The following is a 19629-nucleotide window of genomic DNA, read 5'->3' on the forward strand; positions in this document are numbered from 1 at the left end:
ATGCAAGACGAACTCCAAGGATGGGGCGTTGCACCTAATTCGCCGAGGATGGTCGCCGTTTCAGCTGTGCCGAACTGCTGCTGGCCGACAAGAAACTGGACCTCAAGGCCAGGTCCGCACGCAGCTCGCTGAGTCGCCTGGACACCATCCCCTTCCCGCCATCGCCGCCGATCACAAAGGCCGATTTCATCATCGCCTGTCTTGACGACGACAAAGCACAGATCCACTCCCTCCCCCCGCGCACGAACGACGCCATTGAGATGAAAGCGGGGGCTGGTGTACAGCACACGGATTCAGCTGAAGGAGAATAGCCTCCGGGTCGGCGAGAACAGAATCGAACTGTCGCCGGGCATGGCCGTGCGGGCGGAAGTGAAGACCGACAAGAGAAAGGTGATTGACTACATCCTGAGTCCGCTTGAGCAATATAAGTCCGAGGCCTTAATGGATCGATAAATACTATCTATCTACGGCGCGCAGCTTTGGCTTGCTTGCATATAGGTATCGGGCAAAAATATATTTTTTGCGTCCTGATAATTAATTGGCCTCGCTCAACGTTGAGAAAAAGCGCTCGATCAATTTCAGCCAAGAGGCCGAAGTGAGCGTGAAGTGGATATTGTAGCGTGTACGCGATGCAAGCCAAGCCCTGATTTTTTCGGTCTTGTGTGTTGCGTAGTTATCCATGATCAGAGGAATTGGCATTTCAGCAGGTACCGAAACATCAATTTCTCTCATACGCCGCGTACTCCAGTGGCTGGAGTCATCTGGCTGCCTTTCAATACCTGGTTTACTACCTGCTAAACTTGTTCATCTGAAATAGTACGCGGCCGGCCAGAGCGCGGTTCATCGTTCAAACCCAGCAACCCCAACTTAGAGAAACGCTGGCGCCATCGTGACACCACATCGTTGCTGGTAACCAAGCGCTTGGCGATGTCGTTACCTGATTTGCCGGCGGCACAGGCGAGGATTATCTCGGTGTGTAGGCATGCATCCTGAGCACCTTTGCGGAGCTTGACCCGACGCAGTAACTCCGCATGCTCAGTTTCAGAAAGGGGAATGACAGTTGCTGGTCGGCTCATGTCGATACACATCTCTTGCTGAATGGGTTTCTACAGAGCCTAGCTCAAATTTTCAGCGGCACTTCTGAAACACCACGCTAGCTTAAATGGTAACACTGCATCTATAAAATGCGACGCTTGTCCACTATGAGTTTCTACAGTCCTTTTTGACATGCCGCCAGCTGGCGTCTAAAAGGATGGATACGAACACAGTACGGAAGTGACGTTCCCCATGCCAACTTTACCTCTAGCGCGCGCGAGGCTTTCCAACGCGTTTTACTCCGTTGCCCATCCTCCGTAACGAATTACCCTCGTTTGTCTAATCCTGACTACAACTCTGCTCTGGGCTGCTCCAACGGCCGCGCCCGAGAGCACATCTGAGAATGCTTAATCCACTTTGGATGAATGATCATGAAGATCTTACTAATTCTCGGCGCTTGCCTGCTGGTGGCCTGTACTTCAAACACCCCGTTCCGAGACGACCGTGTAAGGACATGTGGCACCATCGAGTCGTGCAGCAACAGCTACTACGAGGTGCACCCCAACTACGAGATAGGCTTCGTCGAATACAGCGAGCGCGGCAACGATTTCGCCCCGGCGAGAACAGAACAGCTTGTTGATCGCCTCAGGCAGTACTCTGCCACCGGCAAGCTCGCCATGGTGGTTTTCATCCACGGCTGGAAACACAACGCAGATCAGAATGACGAAAACGTCGTCAGTTTCACAAAAGCTCTCGCTAACCTATCCGCTTCCGGTGTACTGAGTGACCGCAAATTGGTCGGTATCTATGTCGGATGGCGTGGCTTGTCTTTACACGGGCTCGGCAGCGAGAACGCCACTTACTGGGATCGAAAAGCTGTGGCGGAAGAGGTCGGTCGCGGTGGTGTTACCGAGTTGCTCGCTCAGTTGGAGCAAATCGACCGGAGCCAGGAAACGAATTATCTGGTAATCGTCGGACATAGCTTCGGCGGCGCAATTACTTTGAGCGCCCTACATGATCAGTTACTCGAACGCCTGCAAAACCAGCAAGCTGGTCTTCCTGTACGGGCTTTCGGCGACGCTGTGATCATGCTCAATCCTGCGATCGAGGCAAACCAAGGTCTGTTGCTCAAGGAGAACAGCCTGAAAGTGGGCGCTTCAGGTGCTCGCGCGCAGTCACTGCTTTACGTAATCAGCTCAGAGGGTGACGAAGCCACCCACTACGCCTTCCCGCCAGGTCAATGGCTGGGGGTCAATCTGACTTGGAGCCAGGTCGACCTCAACAGGACCTACAACGGCCAAGCCTTTACGATCAGGGAAGAAGAGATGGATACCACTGCCATCGGCAACTACAGCCTTTACCACACCACACGGGTCATAGACCCTAACCCCACTGAAGCTATGGCCCAACAAGCGATCGTGGACTCCTCGGGGGGCGTCAACAAGGCTATGGCCGGCCCCAAGGTGCTGGAGGACACGAAGTTCGGTGACTGGGAACTCGTAAGCTATTGCACAACCGACGGCAAAAACGGGGACCCGAAGGTACCGCGCATGCCCTGCTACAGCAATGAACCTGTCAATTTCATCTATACCGCCGACTCCTTCATTGACGACCATAATGACATTTTCAACCCCGCAGTGATTGCCTTTATGTCCACCGCGGTTAGCAAAGCAATTTATGAGCGTACGAATGGTGAGTCCTACTTCGATGAGTGCATAGACAAGACTCAGGCAAAGTTCAGTTTCAACTCATGTTTTAATTATCATTTCACAAAGGCAACGCAGACGGATAAGGCATTGGAGAAGGCGATAAAGACCGACTCCAACGCTACCCGTCTGGAGTCGGTCAAGCGGAATACCAATGCGGGCCTCTAGCCTACTTGCGCTCTACGTAAGTGAGTTTTTTGTCACCGCAGACAGGACTAACCACCGATACCATAGAGAATAAAGCCACGTCTTTCAGTGTTGTTTTTCAACGCACGGACTCAAAGGATGGAGAGCAGAACATGGCCAATGAGGAAAAACAAGACGAGGTAAAACCCAACAGCCCCGTGCAGCAACTGATTGATGAACGGCACGAAAAGCTAAAAGAAGAAGGCATGCTACCTACTTCGAAAAAGCCATGGGGCTTGGCGCTATCCGGCGGCGGTATTCGCAGCGCCACGTTCTGCTACGGCTTGATCAGCGCGCTGGCAGAAAATCGTGTATTCGGGAAAATCGACCTAATGTCGACCGTATCTGGCGGCGGCTATGTCGGCTCGATGGTGGGCCGTTTGGCCATGGCCAAAGGCTCATCGCAGGCGTTACAGGACGAACTGGGTGCCAAAGGTGCTACGGCCAATCACAGAAGCTGGTTGCGTGCCAATAGCCGTTATCTCACACCGCAAGGCAGCCGCGATCAGCTTTATGGCTTGGTGGTGTTCCTGCGCAACCTGGCCGGCGTGCATTTGGAACTGGGGCTTCTCGCCGTAGTGCTGGCCTGCGCACTGGGCGCTTTCGATATTGTTGTGTGGTGGAGCGTAAACACTTCATTTACCCAGGCTCCCCTAGAAGACTGGATACGGCATCCGGCCTTCTGGCAAGTCATGGCCTTTGTGCCAACGCTATGGCTGCTGTTACCCGTGCCATTAATATGGGCCGCTGCGGCCATCGCTTGGTACTGGTATGTGCCGATAGTCTGCAAGGACAACAAGAAGCTCGACCGCTCCTCACACCGGGCCACGCTGCAACTCAGCCGAGCGGTAAAAGTTGCGGCCGCCATCCTGGTTCTGGGCGGCGTGGATATTGTGGCGTGGCGCCTGGCGCAGGACCCCGCGCATCTGTTTCCTCTGGGCGCATTGTTTGCCACCATTCTTGCGGTATTGCGTCTTGTGCTGCCGATGCTTCAACAGGTAAACGGCTCTGCCGGCGACATTTTTCGCCAGCGCATGCCTTTTATTCTCGATATGGCAGGCCGGTTTGGCTTGGTGGTGCTGCTTATTTTCTGGACCAGTATTGTTCACGCGTTTGCCACCACCCAGGTGTGGGTGCTGGGCGGGCCGATTACTCAGCTTGATTACATTGGCGCGCTGATATCGCTAGCGGCGGCTGGTAGCATCTGCTCGGTGTTGATCGTGCTATCTGGCCGGAATGTAAATTTTCTCAACAGATCGTCGCTGCATAACTTCTACCGCTCGCGCCTTACCAGGGCCTATCTGGGAGCGGCCAATCCGGAGCGTACGGCCAACTCCAAAGTCACCGAAGTGCATGACAAAGATGATGTGTTGTTCAAAGACTACCAGCCTCACCGGTATGGCGGTCCTGTGCATATCGTCAACGTGTGTGTAAACCAGACTTACCAACGCAAGGGTTTGCACAATGTGGATCGTCAAGGCGATCTGATGTCGATCATCGGAGGCGCGGGCTATTGCCGAGTGTCAGGAGCGGGCTGGGTGCCTGTTGCTGAACCTGCTTTGGCTACCTTGGGCACCTGGATGGCTATTTCCGGCGCTGCGGCTTCACCGGGTATGGGCGCACTGACCAAACCAGGTTATGCCGCAATGCTCACTACCCTTGGGGTGCGGCTTGGCTATTGGTGGAACTCGCACAACAGCACGTTGACCCAGAGCTGGAGCGACACATACTTTGGTAAATACAAAGGTCTGTTGGGCGAACTGTTTGCAAGCTTCGCCGGTAAAAGTAACAGGATCCAATACCTCAGCGATGGCGGGCACGCGGAAAACACTGGCGCCTATGCGTTAATTCAGGAGCGCTGCAAACTAATTATTCTCGCCGACTGTGGCGCCGATCCGGAATACAAATTCCAGGATCTGGAAAACCTTATACGCCGCGCCCGAATTGATCTGGATGTGGATATCCGCTTTGTTCTACCGAGGGAAAATCACGACGGCATCTTCGGCACTCTGGATGACCTGATATCCCGTGAAGGCCATGCTTGTCTAGCCGTGGCAAGGGTGATTTACCCCGATGACAACACCCCCAGCGTGTTAGTGTTGGTGAAGCCTAATATGGTATCCGGATTGGCAGAGGATGTTTACAATTACAGCCGCGACTTTCCCGTGTTTCCCCAGGAAAGCACGGCCGACCAGTTCTTTGACGAGGCGCAGTGGGAAAGCTACTTCTCCTTGGGCAACCATCTGGGCAACCTGCTGAAAGGCGATTTGCTGGAGGGCCTGGAGGCATCCATTGGTAACAATGACTGGTTGGAATCCCCCGAGTTGAAATGCAAACGCACGCCCCAGCGCATAGTGGGCAAATCCGTGGCCGCAGCCAGCCTTGGCCTCGGCGCGATCATCACGTCAGCATCTGGCATCTGGGTGGCGCTCGATAGTCCGGATGAAACCCTATCGCCCAATGCGTTGTTTAAATCCCTGTATACCGCTTACGGCAGCCTGTCGCTCACAGCTAAGAACGACGAGGCGAAAAAGGCCATTGGCGACATGGCTGCGCAACTGTTGATGGCCTGGCAAACCCTGCGTGCCAACGATGAAGACCAGCTTTTTCTACGTAATGCTGAAACCCTGGATATGCTTCGTAAAACCTATGCCTTGTGCACGCAACTCAAGGATGAACTGGCCGCCTGCAATACCCTGAACACTGTGTTTGTTTGCCCGCAAAAACCCGATGAATCAGCGCGCAGCATGAACGACGGCTATTGGGCTAGAGATGAGTCAGCCGTCACCAAGCTCGATCAAGCGAAAAACTCCCGTACTTATTGCGGCGAGCAAGAACTGCCGGAAATTAGCGTTGCCACGACAGCCTCCACGGGGGATCTCACATATACAGCAACAACGCACAGCGCTAGCAATCCCGCGAGTGGTGACGCCAGCGAACGCGATAAATTAATGGAGCAAATGACCGCGGTCCGCAAGCAGATGGAGGCCTCGCACAGAGCCGTGAGCCTCAAACCCAGCCTTGCCATCCCGCAAACCGGCGCGCTAGTTGAAAGTCCCATTGCACCGTCCCCCCCGTTACTTGAAGAAACGCCACCGCCAAGCCCTGCTGCCGCCATCGAAGATGCCTCAGCACCAACACCAACAGAGGAACCTACCCCCATCCCCGGTGATAGCGTGACAATTGAGGCTCATGACACGACTATGGAACCAACCGACTCGACTCAAGCCGACAGCACAGTCTGCTCGGAACACGTCATCTTTATTCAGATATACGGTCCAGAGGACCGTGACAAAGCCCGTGCGTTCCGGAGTATCTGGCAAGCGAAAGGCGCCTCCGTGCCTCCCATTGAGGATGTGGTGAGTACGGCCTACCAGCAAAAACGCAGTGCCCCCAAACCCTATGAACAGCCGACGATTATTTACCACCGGGATGATGCCAAGAAATGCGCCAAGTCTCTGAAAAATACACCGCTGCCGGCCTCACATTGGCAACTTATGCAGCTTTCCCAGAGGCTGACAGGCGCACCGCGTACTATCGAGGTGTGGCTACCGCCCTCGGCGTTTGAGAGGGATCTCACACAACCTGCTGCTGTGGAGTAAATGCCCGTTCGTTAGCCCAGCGTTGTGCAGTTTTTTATTGCGCAGATGACTCGGCCCTAGCTCGTATACGCTTTTGAATGTCAGCTTCTGGCCGTTTGCCGCCCCCAGCAAAGGCAGCTTTGGGTCGGAAGCTGCCCTTCGCGAGTGACCGCTTTCGCCCCAAAGCAGACCCTCGCCAGAGTCTGCATACGGCCAGAAGCAACCCCTCAACGCGTTGACAAAAAGAGTGACAATCCAGCTGCCCGTTCAACTGACCTTGCTGCGATACCAGACGGTAGTCCGCTCATTACCAGCGTGGGACTTTCGTATTTCAAACTGCCGTGATTCGTGCAGAACATGCCTCCAGCTACTGCAACCGTAGCGTTTGAACCTCTGCTCTGGATAGGTGTCATCAATCCAGCGGATGGCGGCCTCCAGTCGAGTCCAGCCATCTTCGGCAAGCTTGGCTTCTGCTTCACGTAAACAGGAACATATCCCACTGCCAGGCCAATCGACCGAGCCATCCACCCGTATGCCGTTGAGCACATCGTCAAATGTCTGGCTCTGTATAAACGACGCCAGTTTAGCTCCTGCCTCAACCATGGTTTTGGCCCAACATTGCAGGTTCAAACAATGCCGATTGATGGTCTGGTAGCTTTCCTCCAGATAAACGTCCGCAGCCTGGCAGCCCGATTCAGACCAGAGATCGAAATGTTCAATGAAGTGGTGAACTAGCTTGTTACGCAGGTCGACCAACGCCCTGATAGCCACCTTCGTTGCCTCATAGTGCTCGACTGGCATTTCCAACTGGTTTCGATAGCTGAACCCGATCTGGTCACCAGCATCGGCTTCCGTCTGTGACTCTTCATTTTGGGGCGACTGGATCAGAAAGCTGTCGATCAGCATCCCGACCAACATGCCCATGGTTTTTTTCTCGGCACATGCGATCTTCTGCTGACGGATGTTATGCAGCCGATCCACAGGGCCGCTCAACTCAACACGCGCGACTATGACTTTCAGCAACTGTTCGTATTGTTGCAAACGCAACAGACAGCGTCCGAGCTTGCGCTGCACCACAGCTTGAAGGCCAGGTACATCGTCCGCGGGCATGGTAGTGACTTCATCCATGATTAGCGACTCACGCAAAAGTGGCAGGGATGGAGCAATTCACTGCAATCCGCTGCCCTGCAAGAAGGGTCTGCAATGCGAAAAACGGACGCACTTCAAGCGTCAGTATAGGTTGAGGACCTTTATTACCCGCATCGGTCGCCAGCTACCCCTGGCGTTCAGCACAATTCAATGATGACGAGCCTGTTCTGCAGGTGTCGTAACGGCCTGGATCAATACTCAGGTTGAAGCTATACCCAAAGAGTTCAGCCTGGCGATGGACCATACGCCTTTTTAGCGACTGGGGGGAACTTCGCGGTGTCGAATCAGCTGGTCATACGCAACATGACCCGTCCCGAACTGGAAAAACTCGTCGATTGGGCTGCCCATGAGGGCTGGAATCCCGGCGTTCACGATGCCGAGCTGTTCTGGGCTACGGACCCTGCCGCCTTCATTGCAGCGTCCCAGGGCGGCGAATTGATCGGTGGCGGTGCCATCACTTCCTACAACGGCGAATTCGGTTTCATGGGTTTTTTCATCGTCCGGCCTGAGTATCGGGGTCAAGGCCTGGGCAATACCCTCTGGCACGCACGCCGCGAGCGACTCCTCGCCCGCCTGCGCCCAGGCGCGAGCATTGGCATGGACGGCGTCTTCGCGATGCAGGACTACTACGCCAAGGGTGGATTTGTCTTCTCCCATCGCAACCTGCGTTTTCGTGCCAATGCCACCGAACGCCCGGCGACCTTGCAGGTAGACAACCAGGACATCCTTCCCTTGGCCTCCTTCCCGTTCGATGAGGTGGTCGATTACGACCGCACCTGCTTCCCCGCCAAGCGCGCAGCCTTCCTGAGCGGGTGGATAGCCCAGGCCGATGCACTCGCCCTGGGTTGCCGGCGCGAGGGCAGGCTTAGCGGCTATGGCGTAGCAAGGCGCTGCCGGGAAGGCTACAAGATCGGCCCCTTGTTCGCCGATGACGCCCTGGCAGCCAATGCCCTCTATGCGCGCCTGGCAGAATTTGCGCAAGGTTACCCGCTGTTTCTGGATGCCCCGGAGAATAACCCCGCCGCGATGGCGCTTGTACGCCAACAGGGCATGATCGAGGTTTTCGGCTGCGCACGCATGTACCTCGGCCCTCCTCCGGCGATCGCACACGAACGTGTGTTCGCCGTCACGACCTTCGAGCTGGGCTGATGTACGCTCGCGACCTCATCGGTTATGGCGGCTGCCCACCCCATCCGCGATGGCCCAGTGAGGCGCGCGTCGCGGTCCAGTTCGTACTCAACATCGAAGAGGGCGCGGAGTCGTGCATCCTCAATGGCGACGCACAGTCGGAGGCCTGGCTTCATGAGCTACCGGGCCGCCCGCCGCGCGTGGGGGAAACGGACCTCAGCGTCGAGGGCATGTACGAATACGGATCGCGCGCAGGTGTATGGCGCATTCTGGAGCTGTTCCGCGCCCGCGGCCTGCCGTTGACCGCCTTCGCCGTTGGCCGAGCACTGGAACTGACCCCGGCGATTGGCCATGCGCTCTACGCTGCCGGGCATGAGATTGCCGGGCATGGCTACCGTTGGCTGGACTATCGCGACATGCCTGAAGACCAGGAGCGACGCCATATCCGCCTCACCATCGAGGTGATCGAGCAGGCCTGCGGTAAACGCCCCGTAGGTTGGTATACAGGAAGGATCAGCCAGAACACCCGCCGCCTGTTGCGTGAAGAAGGTGGGTTTCTCTATAGCTCGGATGCCTACAACGATGATCTGCCCTATTGGCTACCAGGCTCGCCCGCCCACCTGGTGATCCCGTACACACTGGTCAACAACGACGCCCGCTATCTGCTGCCGAATGGTTTCGCCTGCGGTGAAGACTTCTTCCGGCTGCTCAAGGATGCTTTCGACCTGCTGTGGCAGGAGGGCGCGCACCACCCGAAGATGATGAGCGTGGGCCTGCATGGGCGGATCAGTGGCCATCCTGGTCGTGCAATGGCGCTGGCGCGCTTTCTCGATTACGTGCAAGGCCACGACGGGGTGTGGGTCTGCCGGCGCGAAGAGATTGCCAGGCACTGGATAGCCCAGTTCCCCGCCTGAGTGATGGCAACCGATTCCTCAAACAGGCAGCATAAGGTCGCGCTCCTCGAAATAGCGGCTCAATGTGGATACTTCCCCCTCAGGATCAGCCAGCGCGACATAGGTATCCGGCCGCAGCAGATAAGTAGCATTTCTGGCAATGCCGGCTTTCTCGTACGCATGCTCCCAGGCGAAAACATGCAGTGCAATGCCGTGCTTTGTGCACCATTGGGCCAGATCTGCCTTGACCTCACCATAAATCTGCACCTGCCACTCAATGGCTGTCAGTGAATCGTAGTTGTCTGCAATGGCCCCTGGCAGCCAAGGCAGACGATCGCCGCCCTGAACCTCACCTGCCTTACCTTGACTCAGCGGACTGTCGCGGTAATCAAGGGAGGTTTGCGAAACCACCCGGAACAGGTACTCACGTACGTTCCCGCTCTTGTACGCAACGCTGGCGAAGATCGGCGCGATGCGCGTGCGCACAAAGTCCGCGAACCCGCCCTGAGCGGTAACGAAACTGAACAGTTTATCGGTGGTCTCCACCAGCTTGCGGGCAAATGCCTGGCGTTCGATCTGGTAGCTGTCGAGTAATGCATCGGGCGCCTTGCCTTTCACCACCGCTGCCAACTTCCAGGCCAGGTTGTTCGCGTCCAGAATACCGGTGTTCATGCCCTGCCCGCCTGCCGGGCTATGGACATGTGCAGCATCGCCGAGCAAAAACGCTCTGCCACAGCGGAAATGATCCGTGACACGATGATGAACCCGATAGGTGGAAAACCAGTTCACCTCGGTAATCTTGAGGTTCAAGCCGTTGATGGCATCGTGGGCAACGTCCGCGAACGTCAGATGCTCAGGATGCTCGGCACGCTCGTCTCGCACGGTGCCAATCAGGCGGTATTGGTCCTTTTCGCCATAGCACAGAAGCAGCACAAAGTCGGACTTGTCAAAAGCGATGTGTGCCTCACCCGCAGGCTCGATGCCCGTTACTCTGACATCCGCGACATAGAAAAGGTGTTTATAGGTGCCGCCCTCGAAACCGCTGCCAATCTGATGCCGAACGAGCGACCGTGCGCCATCACATCCTGCCAGGTAAGCCGCAGTCAAGGCCCCTTCCCGCCCATCCGCCTGTTTCAGGAGGGCGGTGACGTGGTTTTCACCCTCTTCGAAGGACAGCAACTCGGTCTGCCACTCCACGTCCACGCCGAGTGAATGAAGCTGCTGCACAAGTAATCGCTCATGGCGATCCTGGGGATAGATCAACACGAAGGGATACGCTGAAATCTCTGCGCCGGCATCCTTCAAGGGGATGCGCGCTCTGTGGCTGCCTCGGGCCCACATGTTCATGGCAGGTGTTTTATAGCCGGCATCTATCACTGCCTCGGCCATATCGAGCTGGCGATAGAGCTCCAGCGTTCGGGCTTGAACAGCCATGGCGCGAGAGGCTTCGCCTGGGCCACGGCTCTTGTCGACGATCCTTACGGCGACGCCTTGCCTGTTGAGCCAAAGCGCCAGAGCCAGCCCGGTAGGACCCGCTCCAACAATGAGAACGTCGGTTTGCGCCGCCATGATCTCACCTCAAAAACAAATGACTACAGAGCCATAAATGTTCTTGAGAGCACGCAAAGTCAACAATTCATAGGTCGTTCGCAATCAGTGCCTGGGCTGGCGTCATCGCGGGCACGCCCGCTCCCACAAAACCGCACATAACTTATTGAATCAGCAGGCCCCTGTGGGATCAGCCAAGGGCCCGCCCTGCCGGACGCGCCGAGCACAGCCTTGCGCTGGCGCTTCGGACCGTACGGCCTGTATCGACAAAGGGCGTGACGATCCAGTCCCAGAGGGACAGGTTGGTGCCGAAGTTCCGGTTGAAATGGCGAGGGGCGTCACTGTGATGGATCTGGTGCTGGGCCGGGCTGTTCAACACATGTTCCAGCTGTGGGCCGAACGACAGCCAGACACGGCTATGTCTTGCCCCCGCTCGCGAAAACACAAGACACCGATTGACAACTGCAGGAGGAAAGACAAATATCTGAACGCCTTTATAAGAAGCATTATCATTTTCATTATCAATAATCTTCTCGTCATGGCGCCCGCATAATCCATCGAAAGGAGCCCATGGATGTCCGCCTGTTTTTCTCCCCCCGCCTTCAGCATTCGCCAAGCCGCACTGGTAGTAAGCCTTTCTGGCTCGCTGCTGGCCAGTGCCAATGCCTGGGCCATGCCTGTCAACTACAGCATCCCGGCGGGGCCACTGGGGGCCGCAATCAACCAGTTCGCAACGGCAAGCGGGGTGACTGTCAGCGTCAGCAACGAAGAGATCGCTGGCCTGCGCAGTGAGGGACTGCAGGGCAGTTACGAGCTGGAGCAAGGCCTTGCGCAACTGCTGCAAGGCAGTGGCCTGCAGGTACAGCAAGCGGGAGACAAGCACTACATGCTGGCCCGCCCTAGCCAGGATGGCACGATGGAGCTCGCTGCAACGACGGTCTCCAGCGTGGGGCTGGGTGCCACCAGCGAAGGCACCGGCAGCTACACCACAGGTTCGGCCAACACGGCAACCGGGCTGCGCCTCTCGGCACGCGAGACACCACAATCGATCAGTGTGGTGACCCGCCAGCAGATCGAAGACCAGAACCTGAACGATGTTGCCCAGGTACTGGAACAGACCCCAGGCGTGGTCGTCGACAGCATGGGGCCGGCTGGCAGCGACGCCAACCATATCTACGTACGTGGCTTCGAGGTCGGCACCATCCAGGTCGACGGCCTCAACCGGCCCGACAGCTTTGGCTTTCGTGATGACCTTGCCGACATGGTGTCGTATGACCGTGTCGAGGTGGTACGCGGGGCCACGGGGCTGATGTCCGGCACCGGTGACCCCGGTGCGACCGTCAACCTGATTCGCAAGAAGCCGACGTTTGAAACGCAACGCAAGCTGACCCTGAAAGCGGGCTCGTGGGACACCTACCGCACCGAGCTGGACGTGTCCGGCAAGTTGTCGGAAAGCGGCAATGTACGTGGGCGCCTGGTCGCCTCGAACACCGACAGCCAGAGCTACGTCGACCGCCAGTCCCTGGAACGGCAGGTGGCATACGGGGTGCTGGAATGGGACATCACCGACAGCACGATGCTGACCGTCGGGGCTGAGTATCAGGAAATGGACAACGATGGCGCCGGTAACCACGGCTTCCCGATGTTCAACTCCGACGGCAGTCACTTCAGCCCTTCCCGCTCGTTCAACTCGGCTTCGGACTGGAGCTACCACAAGCGTCGCACCAAGACCCTGTTCACTACTCTGGATCACGACCTGGCCAACGGCTGGCACCTGAAATTCAATGCTGAGCACAGTCGCCGAAGCTATGACGACGTATTTGCCACCGCCGCCAGCGGCACCGTCAAACCTGATGGCAGCGGCATCCAGACCTGGACTGGCCGTTGGGCAGGCGAACCTCGGCAGACCTCGTTCGACCTGTCAGCTTCGGGCCCGTTCGAAGTGCTGTCGCGCGAGCACCAGGCGTACGTCGGGCTCAGCCACTACCGGGCCTACTACCGCAACGACGGCTACGATCTGTGGACGTATCAGGATATCGACAACATCCATGACTGGGATGGCTCGTTGCCAATACCGGACGCCATCTACAACAAGACGACGGAGGATGCGCTGGATGAAACCCAGGACGGCCTGGTGGCTTCGGTGCGCTGGAGCCTGACCGATGACCTGTCGCTGATTACTGGCGCCCGGGTGATCGACTGGCAACGTGACGAAACCCACGAGACGCTGGCGAGCGGTAAAACCGAACGCACCTCGCAAAAAGAAACAGGGGTCGTCACCCCTTACGTCGGGCTGGTTTACGACATCGACGACAACTGGTCGGCCTATGCCAGCTACACCACCATCTTCAATCCGCAAGACAAACAGACTGCAACGGGCAGCTACCTCGACCCGTTGGAGGGCGTTAACTACGAGCTGGGCCTGAAGAGCGAGTTCTGGGACAAGCGCCTGACTGCTGCACTCAGCGTGTTCGAAGTGCACCAGGACAACCTGGCCGTGAAGGACGGCGGCAACGAGGCGCCGAATGGCAACCAGGCCTACCGTGCCGAGTCCAACACCAAGACCCGCGGTTTCGAGATGGAAATGGCGGGCGAGATCCTGCCGGACTGGCAAGTATCGGCCAGCTACACCTATGCCGTAAGCAAGAACGCGGATGGCGACCGCCTGCTCACCGAAGTGCCGCGCGACACCCTCAAACTGTTCACCAGCTACCGCCTGCAATCATTGCCACAGCTGAAAGTGGGCGGTGGTGTGCGCTGGCAAGGCTCGGAGTACGAGAAAAACGCAGGCCCCAACCACGAGACCTTCACCCAGGGTGCCTACAGCGTGGTCAACCTCATGGCGCAATATGCCTTCACGCCGCAAACCAGCGTCTCGCTGAACCTCGACAACGTGTTTGACAAGACCTACTACACGGCGATCGGCTCACGTGGCTGGTATGGCAGCCCGCGTAGCGCCACGGCCACGTTGGTGTACGCTTTCTGACCCAGGCGGCCTTCAGACGTTTCTGGCGAAAGCATTGCGGTAGCCAGCGCGCATTATTGATCGGGGTGAACTACCCGCTGCGTCCAGTCGACTGATCATGCCGGGGCAGTTACGCTGGCGCTTTCCACCTGCACGGAAGCGCCAGTGATCGTACTCACCCTACTGCCCTCCCCTGCGAATATCGGCAACGCTGGTGCCATCCACAGCCTACGCGAAACGGTTCGAAGCCGTGCTTGCCTACGTCGGCAGCCACCTCGATGGTGACCTGTCAGTGAATGCCCTGAGCCGCATCGCCCACTTCTCGGCATTTCACTTTCATCGGCAGTTCACGGCATACATCGGCGTTCCGGTTTCACGGTATGTGCAACTGATGAGGCTTCGTCGCGCAGCGCATCAACTGGTCGCCTCGCCTGCCATCTCCGTGCTGTGCGTCGAATCGATATGCCCTGCTCTCCACTCAAATGGACGGATGATCATTTACTTGAGGCGGTAGGTGCTTGGGCGATTTGTTGCCGCAGTACTGAGCCAGTCAGATCTCTTTCAGAGCAGGCCGTTTACCATGAGCCTCATCTGGCAGATACCACCAAACATCATTACCTATTTATTGGCCGGGATTTTTCATGTCCCGCACTTTCACAGCTTGTCGGTGCTCATCCAGATCCTCCCACCGAATGCGGGTTTCCCGACGCTTCGCCAGGCCTGAGCTGCCTGCTTTCGGGCGAACGTCTGGGCTTCTTGATAGACTAGGACACCCTTTTTCTTGAGGCGGATCTGGACGGTATAGCTGACCGTCCCATCGGCCTTTTTCCTTGCTCTGATCGTTGCCAGGATTTCCGGTGGTACAAGCGTGATTGGCGGTGGTACTTCGTACCATTGTCACACCAAAAACGCCCAAAAACCCCGGAAAATGGTACATAAAAGCGTAGACCAGAATGCCCCTAGAATCAGCCTCAAAGCCACAAACCACGCGCCCTGAGCCGTCTCGTCGCTTCAGCGTTGCACCGATGATGGACTGGACAGACCGTCACTGTCGGTTCTTCCTGCGCCTGCTCTCCAAAAACACCCTGCTGTACACCGAAATGGTCACCACCGGTGCCCTGCTGCACAACGACGCCCACCGTTTCCTGCGCCACGACGTCTCCGAGCACCCGCTGGCGCTGCAACTGGGCGGCAGCGTGCCGGCCGACCTGGCCGCCTGTGCCCGCCTGGCCGAGGAAGCCGGCTACGATGAGGTCAACCTCAACGTCGGCTGCCCGAGTGACCGGGTGCAGAACAACATGATCGGCGCCTGCCTGATGGCCCACCCGGCGCTGGTGGCCGATTGCGTGAAAGCCATGCGTGACGCGGTGTCGACCCCGGTGACGGTGAAGCACCGCATCGGTATCAACGGCCGCGACAGCTACGCCGAGCTGTGCGACTTCGTCGGCCAGGTGCGCGAGGCAGGCTGTCGGAGTTTTACCGTGCACGCGCGCATCGCGATTCTGGAAGGGCTGTCGCCGAAGGAGAACCGTGAGATTCCACCCCTGCGCTATGACGTGGCGGCGCAGTTGAAGGCGGACTTCCCGGACCTGGAGATCGTGCTCAACGGCGGGATCAAGACCCTGGCCGAGTGCCAGGCACACCTTGAAACCTTCGATGGGGTGATGCTGGGGCGTGAGGCGTACCACAACCCTTACCTGCTGGCCGAGGTGGACCAGCAACTGTTCGGCAGTGAGGCCGCGGTGGTTAGCCGCAGCGAGGCGCTGGCGCAGTTGCGGCCTTATATCGTGGCGCACATGGAAAGTGGTGGCGCAATGCACCACGTTACCCGGCATATTCTGGGGCTGGCCCAAGGGTTCAAGGGGGCGCGGCGCTTCCGCCAGCTGCTGTCGGCGGATATTCACAAGGCGGCGGAACCATTGGCGGTGTTCGACCAGGCGGTGGAGTTGTTGCAGGGGCGATAACCCGGCCCGAGTAGCTGACGCAGTCGGGTGTAGGAGCGGCCTTGTGTCGCGAAAGGGCTGCGAAGCAGCCCCGGCAATTGGTGCATCAGCGCTGAAGCCCTGGGGCTGCTTTGCAGCCCTTTCGCGACACAAGGCCGCTCCTACAAGGGGTCGCGACAGCTTCAGACTCTTGCATGCGGAACCTCGGGGCCGCTTGCGACTCGAATCTTCACCTTTCGCACCGCCCTTCGCGGGCAAGCCCACTCCCGCAGGCCCTTGAGTGGCCGTCGGGGCTCGGGTAATGTCGAGTCATTGCACAGGACAGAGCACGCCCATGACCTCCAAGCTGGAACAACTCAAGCAGTTCACCACCGTGGTCGCCGACACCGGGGACCTGGACGCCATCACCCGCCTGAAACCGGTCGATGCCACCACCAACCCGTCACTGCTGCTCAAGGCTGCGGCCATCCCGGGTTACGCCGAGCTGCTCAAGCAGGTAAAGGCCGATGCCAAGGGTAATGTCGACCTGGCTTGCGACAAGTTCGCGGTGGCCGTGGGTTCGGGCATTCTCAAGGTCATTCCGGGGCGTATCTCCACCGAGGTGGATGCCCGCCTGTCGTTCGATGAACCGGCCCTGCTGGCCAAGGCGCGCAAGCTGATCGAGTTGTACGAAGCCGCCGGCGTTGGCCGCGACCGCGTGCTGATCAAGCTGGCCTCCACCTGGGAAGGCATCCGCGCCGCCGAAAAGCTGGAGAAGGAAGGCATCCAGACCAACCTGACCCTGCTGTTCTCCTTCGCCCAGGCCCAGGCCTGCGCCGATGCCGGGGTGTTCCTGATTTCGCCGTTCGTGGGCCGTATCTACGACTGGTACAAGAAGAGCACCGGCAAGGAATACGTAGGCGCCGAAGACCCGGGCGTGCAGTCGGTCACACGCATCTACAACTACTACAAGGCGAACGGCTACAACACTGTGGTCATGGGCGCCAGCTTCCGCAATATCGGCCAGATCGAACAGCTGGCCGGCTGCGACCGCCTGACCATCAGCCCGGAGCTGCTGCAGCAGCTCAGCGACGACCAGGGCGACCTGCCGCAGGTGTTGAAGCCGGGCAATGCCGGCGAGCCCAAGCAGCAGCTGAACGAAAGCCAGTTCCGCTGGGCCATGAACGAAGATGCAATGGGTACCGAGAAGCTGGCCGAGGGTATTCGCCAGTTCGCGCGGGACCAGGAGAAGCTGGAGAAGTTGATGGCTGAAAAGGCCTGATACATTTCGGGATTGCCTGACGGGCGGGAAGTGTTCAGCATTTTCCGCCCGTTTTGTTTTACCTGGCCTTAGATGTGTATTGAATTCCAGGGCCTCTTCGCGGGTAAACCCGCTCCCACAGGGATCCCCACACGCCAGAAGTTGGCGCTGTACCTGTGGGAGCGGGTTTACCCGCGAAGAGGCCCGAGAAGCCACCCGAGCTGTCGATGACCTCCCCTATCCCCTTGCCCCTCGTACTCGCCGGCCCGGTACTGCGCCGCCTGGAACCCCAGCGCCTGGCCATCTGGCTGGTCGCCACGCAACCGCTACAACCCGAATTCATCTTCCCGGCAAGCGAGACCCAGGTCGATTGCCAGGTAGTCGCGGTGGGCCAGCACGCCTTCATCCACCTGCTGGACATCCACTTCGTCCTCCCTCTGCCCTGCAACCAGCTGCTCGACTATGACCTGATCATCAACGGCCAAGGCATCGCTGACTGGGCGCCGCACCTGCTCTACCCCGGCGCCCGGCACCCAAGCCTGGTACTGCGCGATCGGCTCGACCACCTGCTGCACGGTTCCTGCCGCAAGCCGCATCATCCGGCCGCCGATGGCCTGCTATGCGCCGACCGCCTGCTGCAGGCCTGCAAAAAACCCTCAGACCGCCCCGCCGTGCTGCTCATGACCGGCGACCAGGTCTATGCCGACGATGTCGCCGGCCCGATGCTGCGCGCCATCCACACCCTGATTGCACGCCTGGGCCTGTTCGACGAGCAACTGGAGGGCGCGGTGGTAGCCGACAGCCAGGCGCTATACCAGCACCCGGCCTGCTATTACCACCGCGCCGACCTGCTGCCGGCGCAGGAGCGCAACGAAACCCTGCGCGAGCGCTTTTTTGGCGGGAAGCGCAAGCCAATCTTCTCGTCCAGCAACGCCGACAACCACCTGGTGACCTTCGCCGAGGTCATGGCCATGTACCTGCTGGTGTGGTCACCAGTGCCCTGGCAGTTGGTGAATCTGGACATGCCCAACGGGCTCACCGCCCCGCGCCAGGCCCGTTACCGGAAGGAGCTGCCGCTGATCCAGGCGTTTGCCGGCAACCTCGGCCAGGTAGCACGGGTAATGGCCCACCTGCCGTGCCTGATGATCTTCGACGATCACGACATCACCGACGACTGGAACCTCTCGGCGCAGTGGGAAGAAACCGCCTACGGCCACCCCTTCTCGCGGCGGATCATCGGCAATGCCCTGCTCGGCTACCTGCTTTGCCAGGCCTGGGGTAACGACCCGCAAGGCTGCAAGCCGCTGCTCGGGCAATGCCAGGCGTTGAACAGCCAGACCCAGGATGAGCTGATCGGCGCACTGCTGCGCTTCCAGGGTTGGCAGTTCAGCCTGCCCACCAACCCGCCCTTGCTGGTGCTGGACACCCGCACCCGCCGCTGGCGCAGCGAGAGCAGCCTGGCCAAGCCGTCCGGCCTGCTCGACTGGGAAGCGCTGAGCGAATTGCAGCAGGCCCTGCTGGACCACCCATCGGCGATCATCGTCTCACCTGCGCCGATTTTTGGCGTGAAGCTGATCGAGACAGTTCAGAAGTTGTTCAGCTGGCTGGGCTACCCGCTGCTGGTGGATGCCGAGAACTGGATGGCCCACCGCGGTGCAGCGCAGGTCATTCTCAACATCTTCCGCCACTCGCGCACGCCGGGGCACTACGTGGTGCTGTCCGGCGATGTGCATTACTCGTTCGTGTATGAAGTGCTGATCCGCCACCGCCAGCGCAGCCCGCATTTGTGGCAGGTGACCAGCAGCGGGATCAAGAACGAGTTCCCGCGGCGCCTGCTGGATGTGCTCGACCGGCTCAACCGCTGGCTGTATGCACCGCGTTCACCGCTCAACTGGTTTACCAAGCGGCGGGAAATGGAGGTAGTGCCGCGTACGCCCAGCCATAGCAAGGCAGGCGAGCGGTTGTGGAATGGGGCGGGGTTGGGGCAGGTGTTCTTCGATGAACAGGGGCGGCCGGCGCGGGTGTATCAGCTGGATGCGGGTGGGGGTGAGGCTACCGAGTTTGCGCGGCGGGGGTGATCAGGCAGGTAATGCTGGTGTTGGCCTTGCCGGCCTCTTCGCGGGTAAACTGTTCTGGTCAAGTATTTCCGGACACCGGTTACGGTGATCAAGCCGCCTGCTGCTCCATAGCTATTGGTGACAGGTAGTCGTTGTAGCTGTGGAGCCTGATTCGGTTGTAGCGCATGAAGAAGCTGG

At 58.6% G+C, this 19629-nt stretch carries 10 protein-coding genes and 5 pseudogenes; 9 read left to right on the top strand and 6 right to left on the bottom strand.

All coding sequences use genetic code 11. The features are described 5' to 3' along the window. Positions 1 to 543: 543 nt before the first annotated feature. A pseudogene (locus tag CAY82_RS21860) lies at positions 544 to 1076 on the bottom strand (helix-turn-helix domain-containing protein); the annotation flags it as partial. 390 nt (positions 1077 to 1466) lie between these two features. Here CAY82_RS21860 and CAY82_RS21865 point away from each other — a divergent pair. Continuing rightward, the gene (locus CAY82_RS21865; protein ID WP_170931117.1) at positions 1467 to 2909 is read left to right on the top strand and encodes a S9 family peptidase; all 1443 of its coding nucleotides are present in this window, start codon (positions 1467 to 1469) and stop codon (positions 2907 to 2909) included. 131 nt (positions 2910 to 3040) lie between these two features. Then, positions 3041 to 6529: a hypothetical protein gene (locus tag CAY82_RS21870; RefSeq protein WP_087503026.1), complete on the top strand. Its 3489-nt coding sequence runs from the start codon at positions 3041 to 3043 to the stop codon at positions 6527 to 6529. A 246-nt stretch (positions 6530 to 6775) separates the two neighbouring features. On the opposite strand, the gene CAY82_RS21875 is transcribed toward CAY82_RS21870, so the two are convergent. After that, a complete protein-coding gene (locus tag CAY82_RS21875) occupies positions 6776 to 7636 on the bottom strand; it encodes an OST-HTH/LOTUS domain-containing protein (protein ID WP_087503027.1) in 861 nt (286 codons plus the stop codon). A gap of 297 nt (positions 7637 to 7933) precedes the next feature. Between CAY82_RS21875 and CAY82_RS21880 the strand changes: the two genes are divergently transcribed. Together CAY82_RS21880 and puuE are read left to right on the top strand one after the other, a co-directional pair. After that, positions 7934 to 8806 carry a GNAT family N-acetyltransferase gene (locus CAY82_RS21880; protein ID WP_087503028.1) on the top strand — a complete coding sequence of 291 codons (873 nt, stop codon included), beginning with the start codon at positions 7934 to 7936 and terminating at the stop codon, positions 8804 to 8806. Then, positions 8806 to 9699 (top strand): allantoinase PuuE, encoded by an 894-nt coding sequence (gene puuE, locus CAY82_RS21885; protein WP_087503029.1) that lies wholly within the window; start codon positions 8806 to 8808, stop codon positions 9697 to 9699. The genes CAY82_RS21880 and puuE overlap by 1 nt, the downstream gene beginning before the upstream one ends. An 18-nt stretch (positions 9700 to 9717) precedes the next feature. Here puuE and CAY82_RS21890 read toward each other — a convergent pair whose 3' ends face one another. Both CAY82_RS21890 and CAY82_RS21895 read right to left on the bottom strand, forming a co-directional pair. Then, positions 9718 to 11247: an FAD-dependent oxidoreductase gene (locus CAY82_RS21890; protein WP_087503030.1), complete on the bottom strand. Its 1530-nt coding sequence runs from the start codon at positions 11245 to 11247 to the stop codon at positions 9718 to 9720. A gap of 169 nt (positions 11248 to 11416) precedes the next feature. Continuing rightward, positions 11417 to 11650: pseudogene (locus CAY82_RS21895) on the bottom strand (sterol desaturase family protein); the annotation flags it as partial. A gap of 150 nt (positions 11651 to 11800) precedes the next feature. On the opposite strand from CAY82_RS21895, the gene CAY82_RS21900 reads away from it, so the two are divergent. Further along, positions 11801 to 14212, top strand: a complete 2412-nt coding sequence (locus CAY82_RS21900; protein WP_087503031.1) for a TonB-dependent receptor — start codon at positions 11801 to 11803, stop codon at positions 14210 to 14212. 190 nt (positions 14213 to 14402) lie between these two features. Beyond that, positions 14403 to 14627: pseudogene (locus CAY82_RS21905) on the top strand (AraC family transcriptional regulator); the annotation flags it as partial. A 189-nt stretch (positions 14628 to 14816) separates the two neighbouring features. Here the strand turns inward: CAY82_RS21905 and CAY82_RS27150 are convergent. After that, positions 14817 to 14891 (bottom strand): annotated as a pseudogene (locus tag CAY82_RS27150) (integrase); the annotation flags it as partial. Then, a pseudogene (locus CAY82_RS27155) lies at positions 14889 to 15040 on the bottom strand (site-specific integrase); the annotation flags it as partial. The pseudogenes CAY82_RS27155 and CAY82_RS27150, both read right to left, overlap by 3 nt. Before the next feature lie 104 nt (positions 15041 to 15144). Between CAY82_RS27155 and dusA the strand changes: the two are divergent. The 3 genes from dusA to CAY82_RS21920 all read left to right on the top strand — a co-directional run bounded on the left by dusA (position 15145) and on the right by CAY82_RS21920 (position 19452). Further along, positions 15145 to 16155 (top strand): tRNA dihydrouridine(20/20a) synthase DusA, encoded by a 1011-nt coding sequence (gene dusA, locus CAY82_RS21910; protein ID WP_085625536.1) that lies wholly within the window; start codon positions 15145 to 15147, stop codon positions 16153 to 16155. Positions 16156 to 16468: 313 nt separating this feature from the next. Beyond that, positions 16469 to 17395 carry a transaldolase gene (tal, locus tag CAY82_RS21915; protein WP_087503032.1) on the top strand — a complete coding sequence of 309 codons (927 nt, stop codon included), beginning with the start codon at positions 16469 to 16471 and terminating at the stop codon, positions 17393 to 17395. A 206-nt stretch (positions 17396 to 17601) separates the two neighbouring features. After that, entirely contained in the window at positions 17602 to 19452 is a 1851-nt protein-coding gene (locus CAY82_RS21920) for an alkaline phosphatase D family protein (protein WP_087503033.1), read from the top strand. The last annotated feature ends 177 nt before the right edge of the window (positions 19453 to 19629 follow it).

Source organism: Pseudomonas sp. SID14000, assembly GCF_002165135.1.
In the GTDB taxonomy this organism is placed as follows: Bacteria; Pseudomonadota; Gammaproteobacteria; order Pseudomonadales; family Pseudomonadaceae; genus Aquipseudomonas.

What these genes read in the sequence shown, in the direction of transcription:
- CAY82_RS21865 (WP_170931117.1), top strand. Translation starts at nt 1,467, where the DNA reads ATGAAGATCTTACTAATTCTCGGCGCTTGCCTGCTGGTGGCCTGTACT.
- CAY82_RS21870 (WP_087503026.1), top strand. Translation starts at nt 3,041, where the DNA reads ATGGCCAATGAGGAAAAACAAGACGAGGTAAAACCCAACAGCCCCGTG.
- CAY82_RS21875 (WP_087503027.1), bottom strand. Translation starts at nt 7,636, where the DNA reads ATGGATGAAGTCACTACCATGCCCGCGGACGATGTACCTGGCCTTCAA.
- puuE (WP_087503029.1), top strand. Translation starts at nt 8,806, where the DNA reads ATGTACGCTCGCGACCTCATCGGTTATGGCGGCTGCCCACCCCATCCG.
- CAY82_RS21890 (WP_087503030.1), bottom strand. Translation starts at nt 11,247, where the DNA reads ATGGCGGCGCAAACCGACGTTCTCATTGTTGGAGCGGGTCCTACCGGG.
- CAY82_RS21900 (WP_087503031.1), top strand. Translation starts at nt 11,801, where the DNA reads ATGTCCGCCTGTTTTTCTCCCCCCGCCTTCAGCATTCGCCAAGCCGCA.
- dusA (WP_085625536.1), top strand. Translation starts at nt 15,145, where the DNA reads ATGCCCCTAGAATCAGCCTCAAAGCCACAAACCACGCGCCCTGAGCCG.
- tal (WP_087503032.1), top strand. Translation starts at nt 16,469, where the DNA reads ATGACCTCCAAGCTGGAACAACTCAAGCAGTTCACCACCGTGGTCGCC.
- CAY82_RS21920 (WP_087503033.1), top strand. Translation starts at nt 17,602, where the DNA reads ATGACCTCCCCTATCCCCTTGCCCCTCGTACTCGCCGGCCCGGTACTG.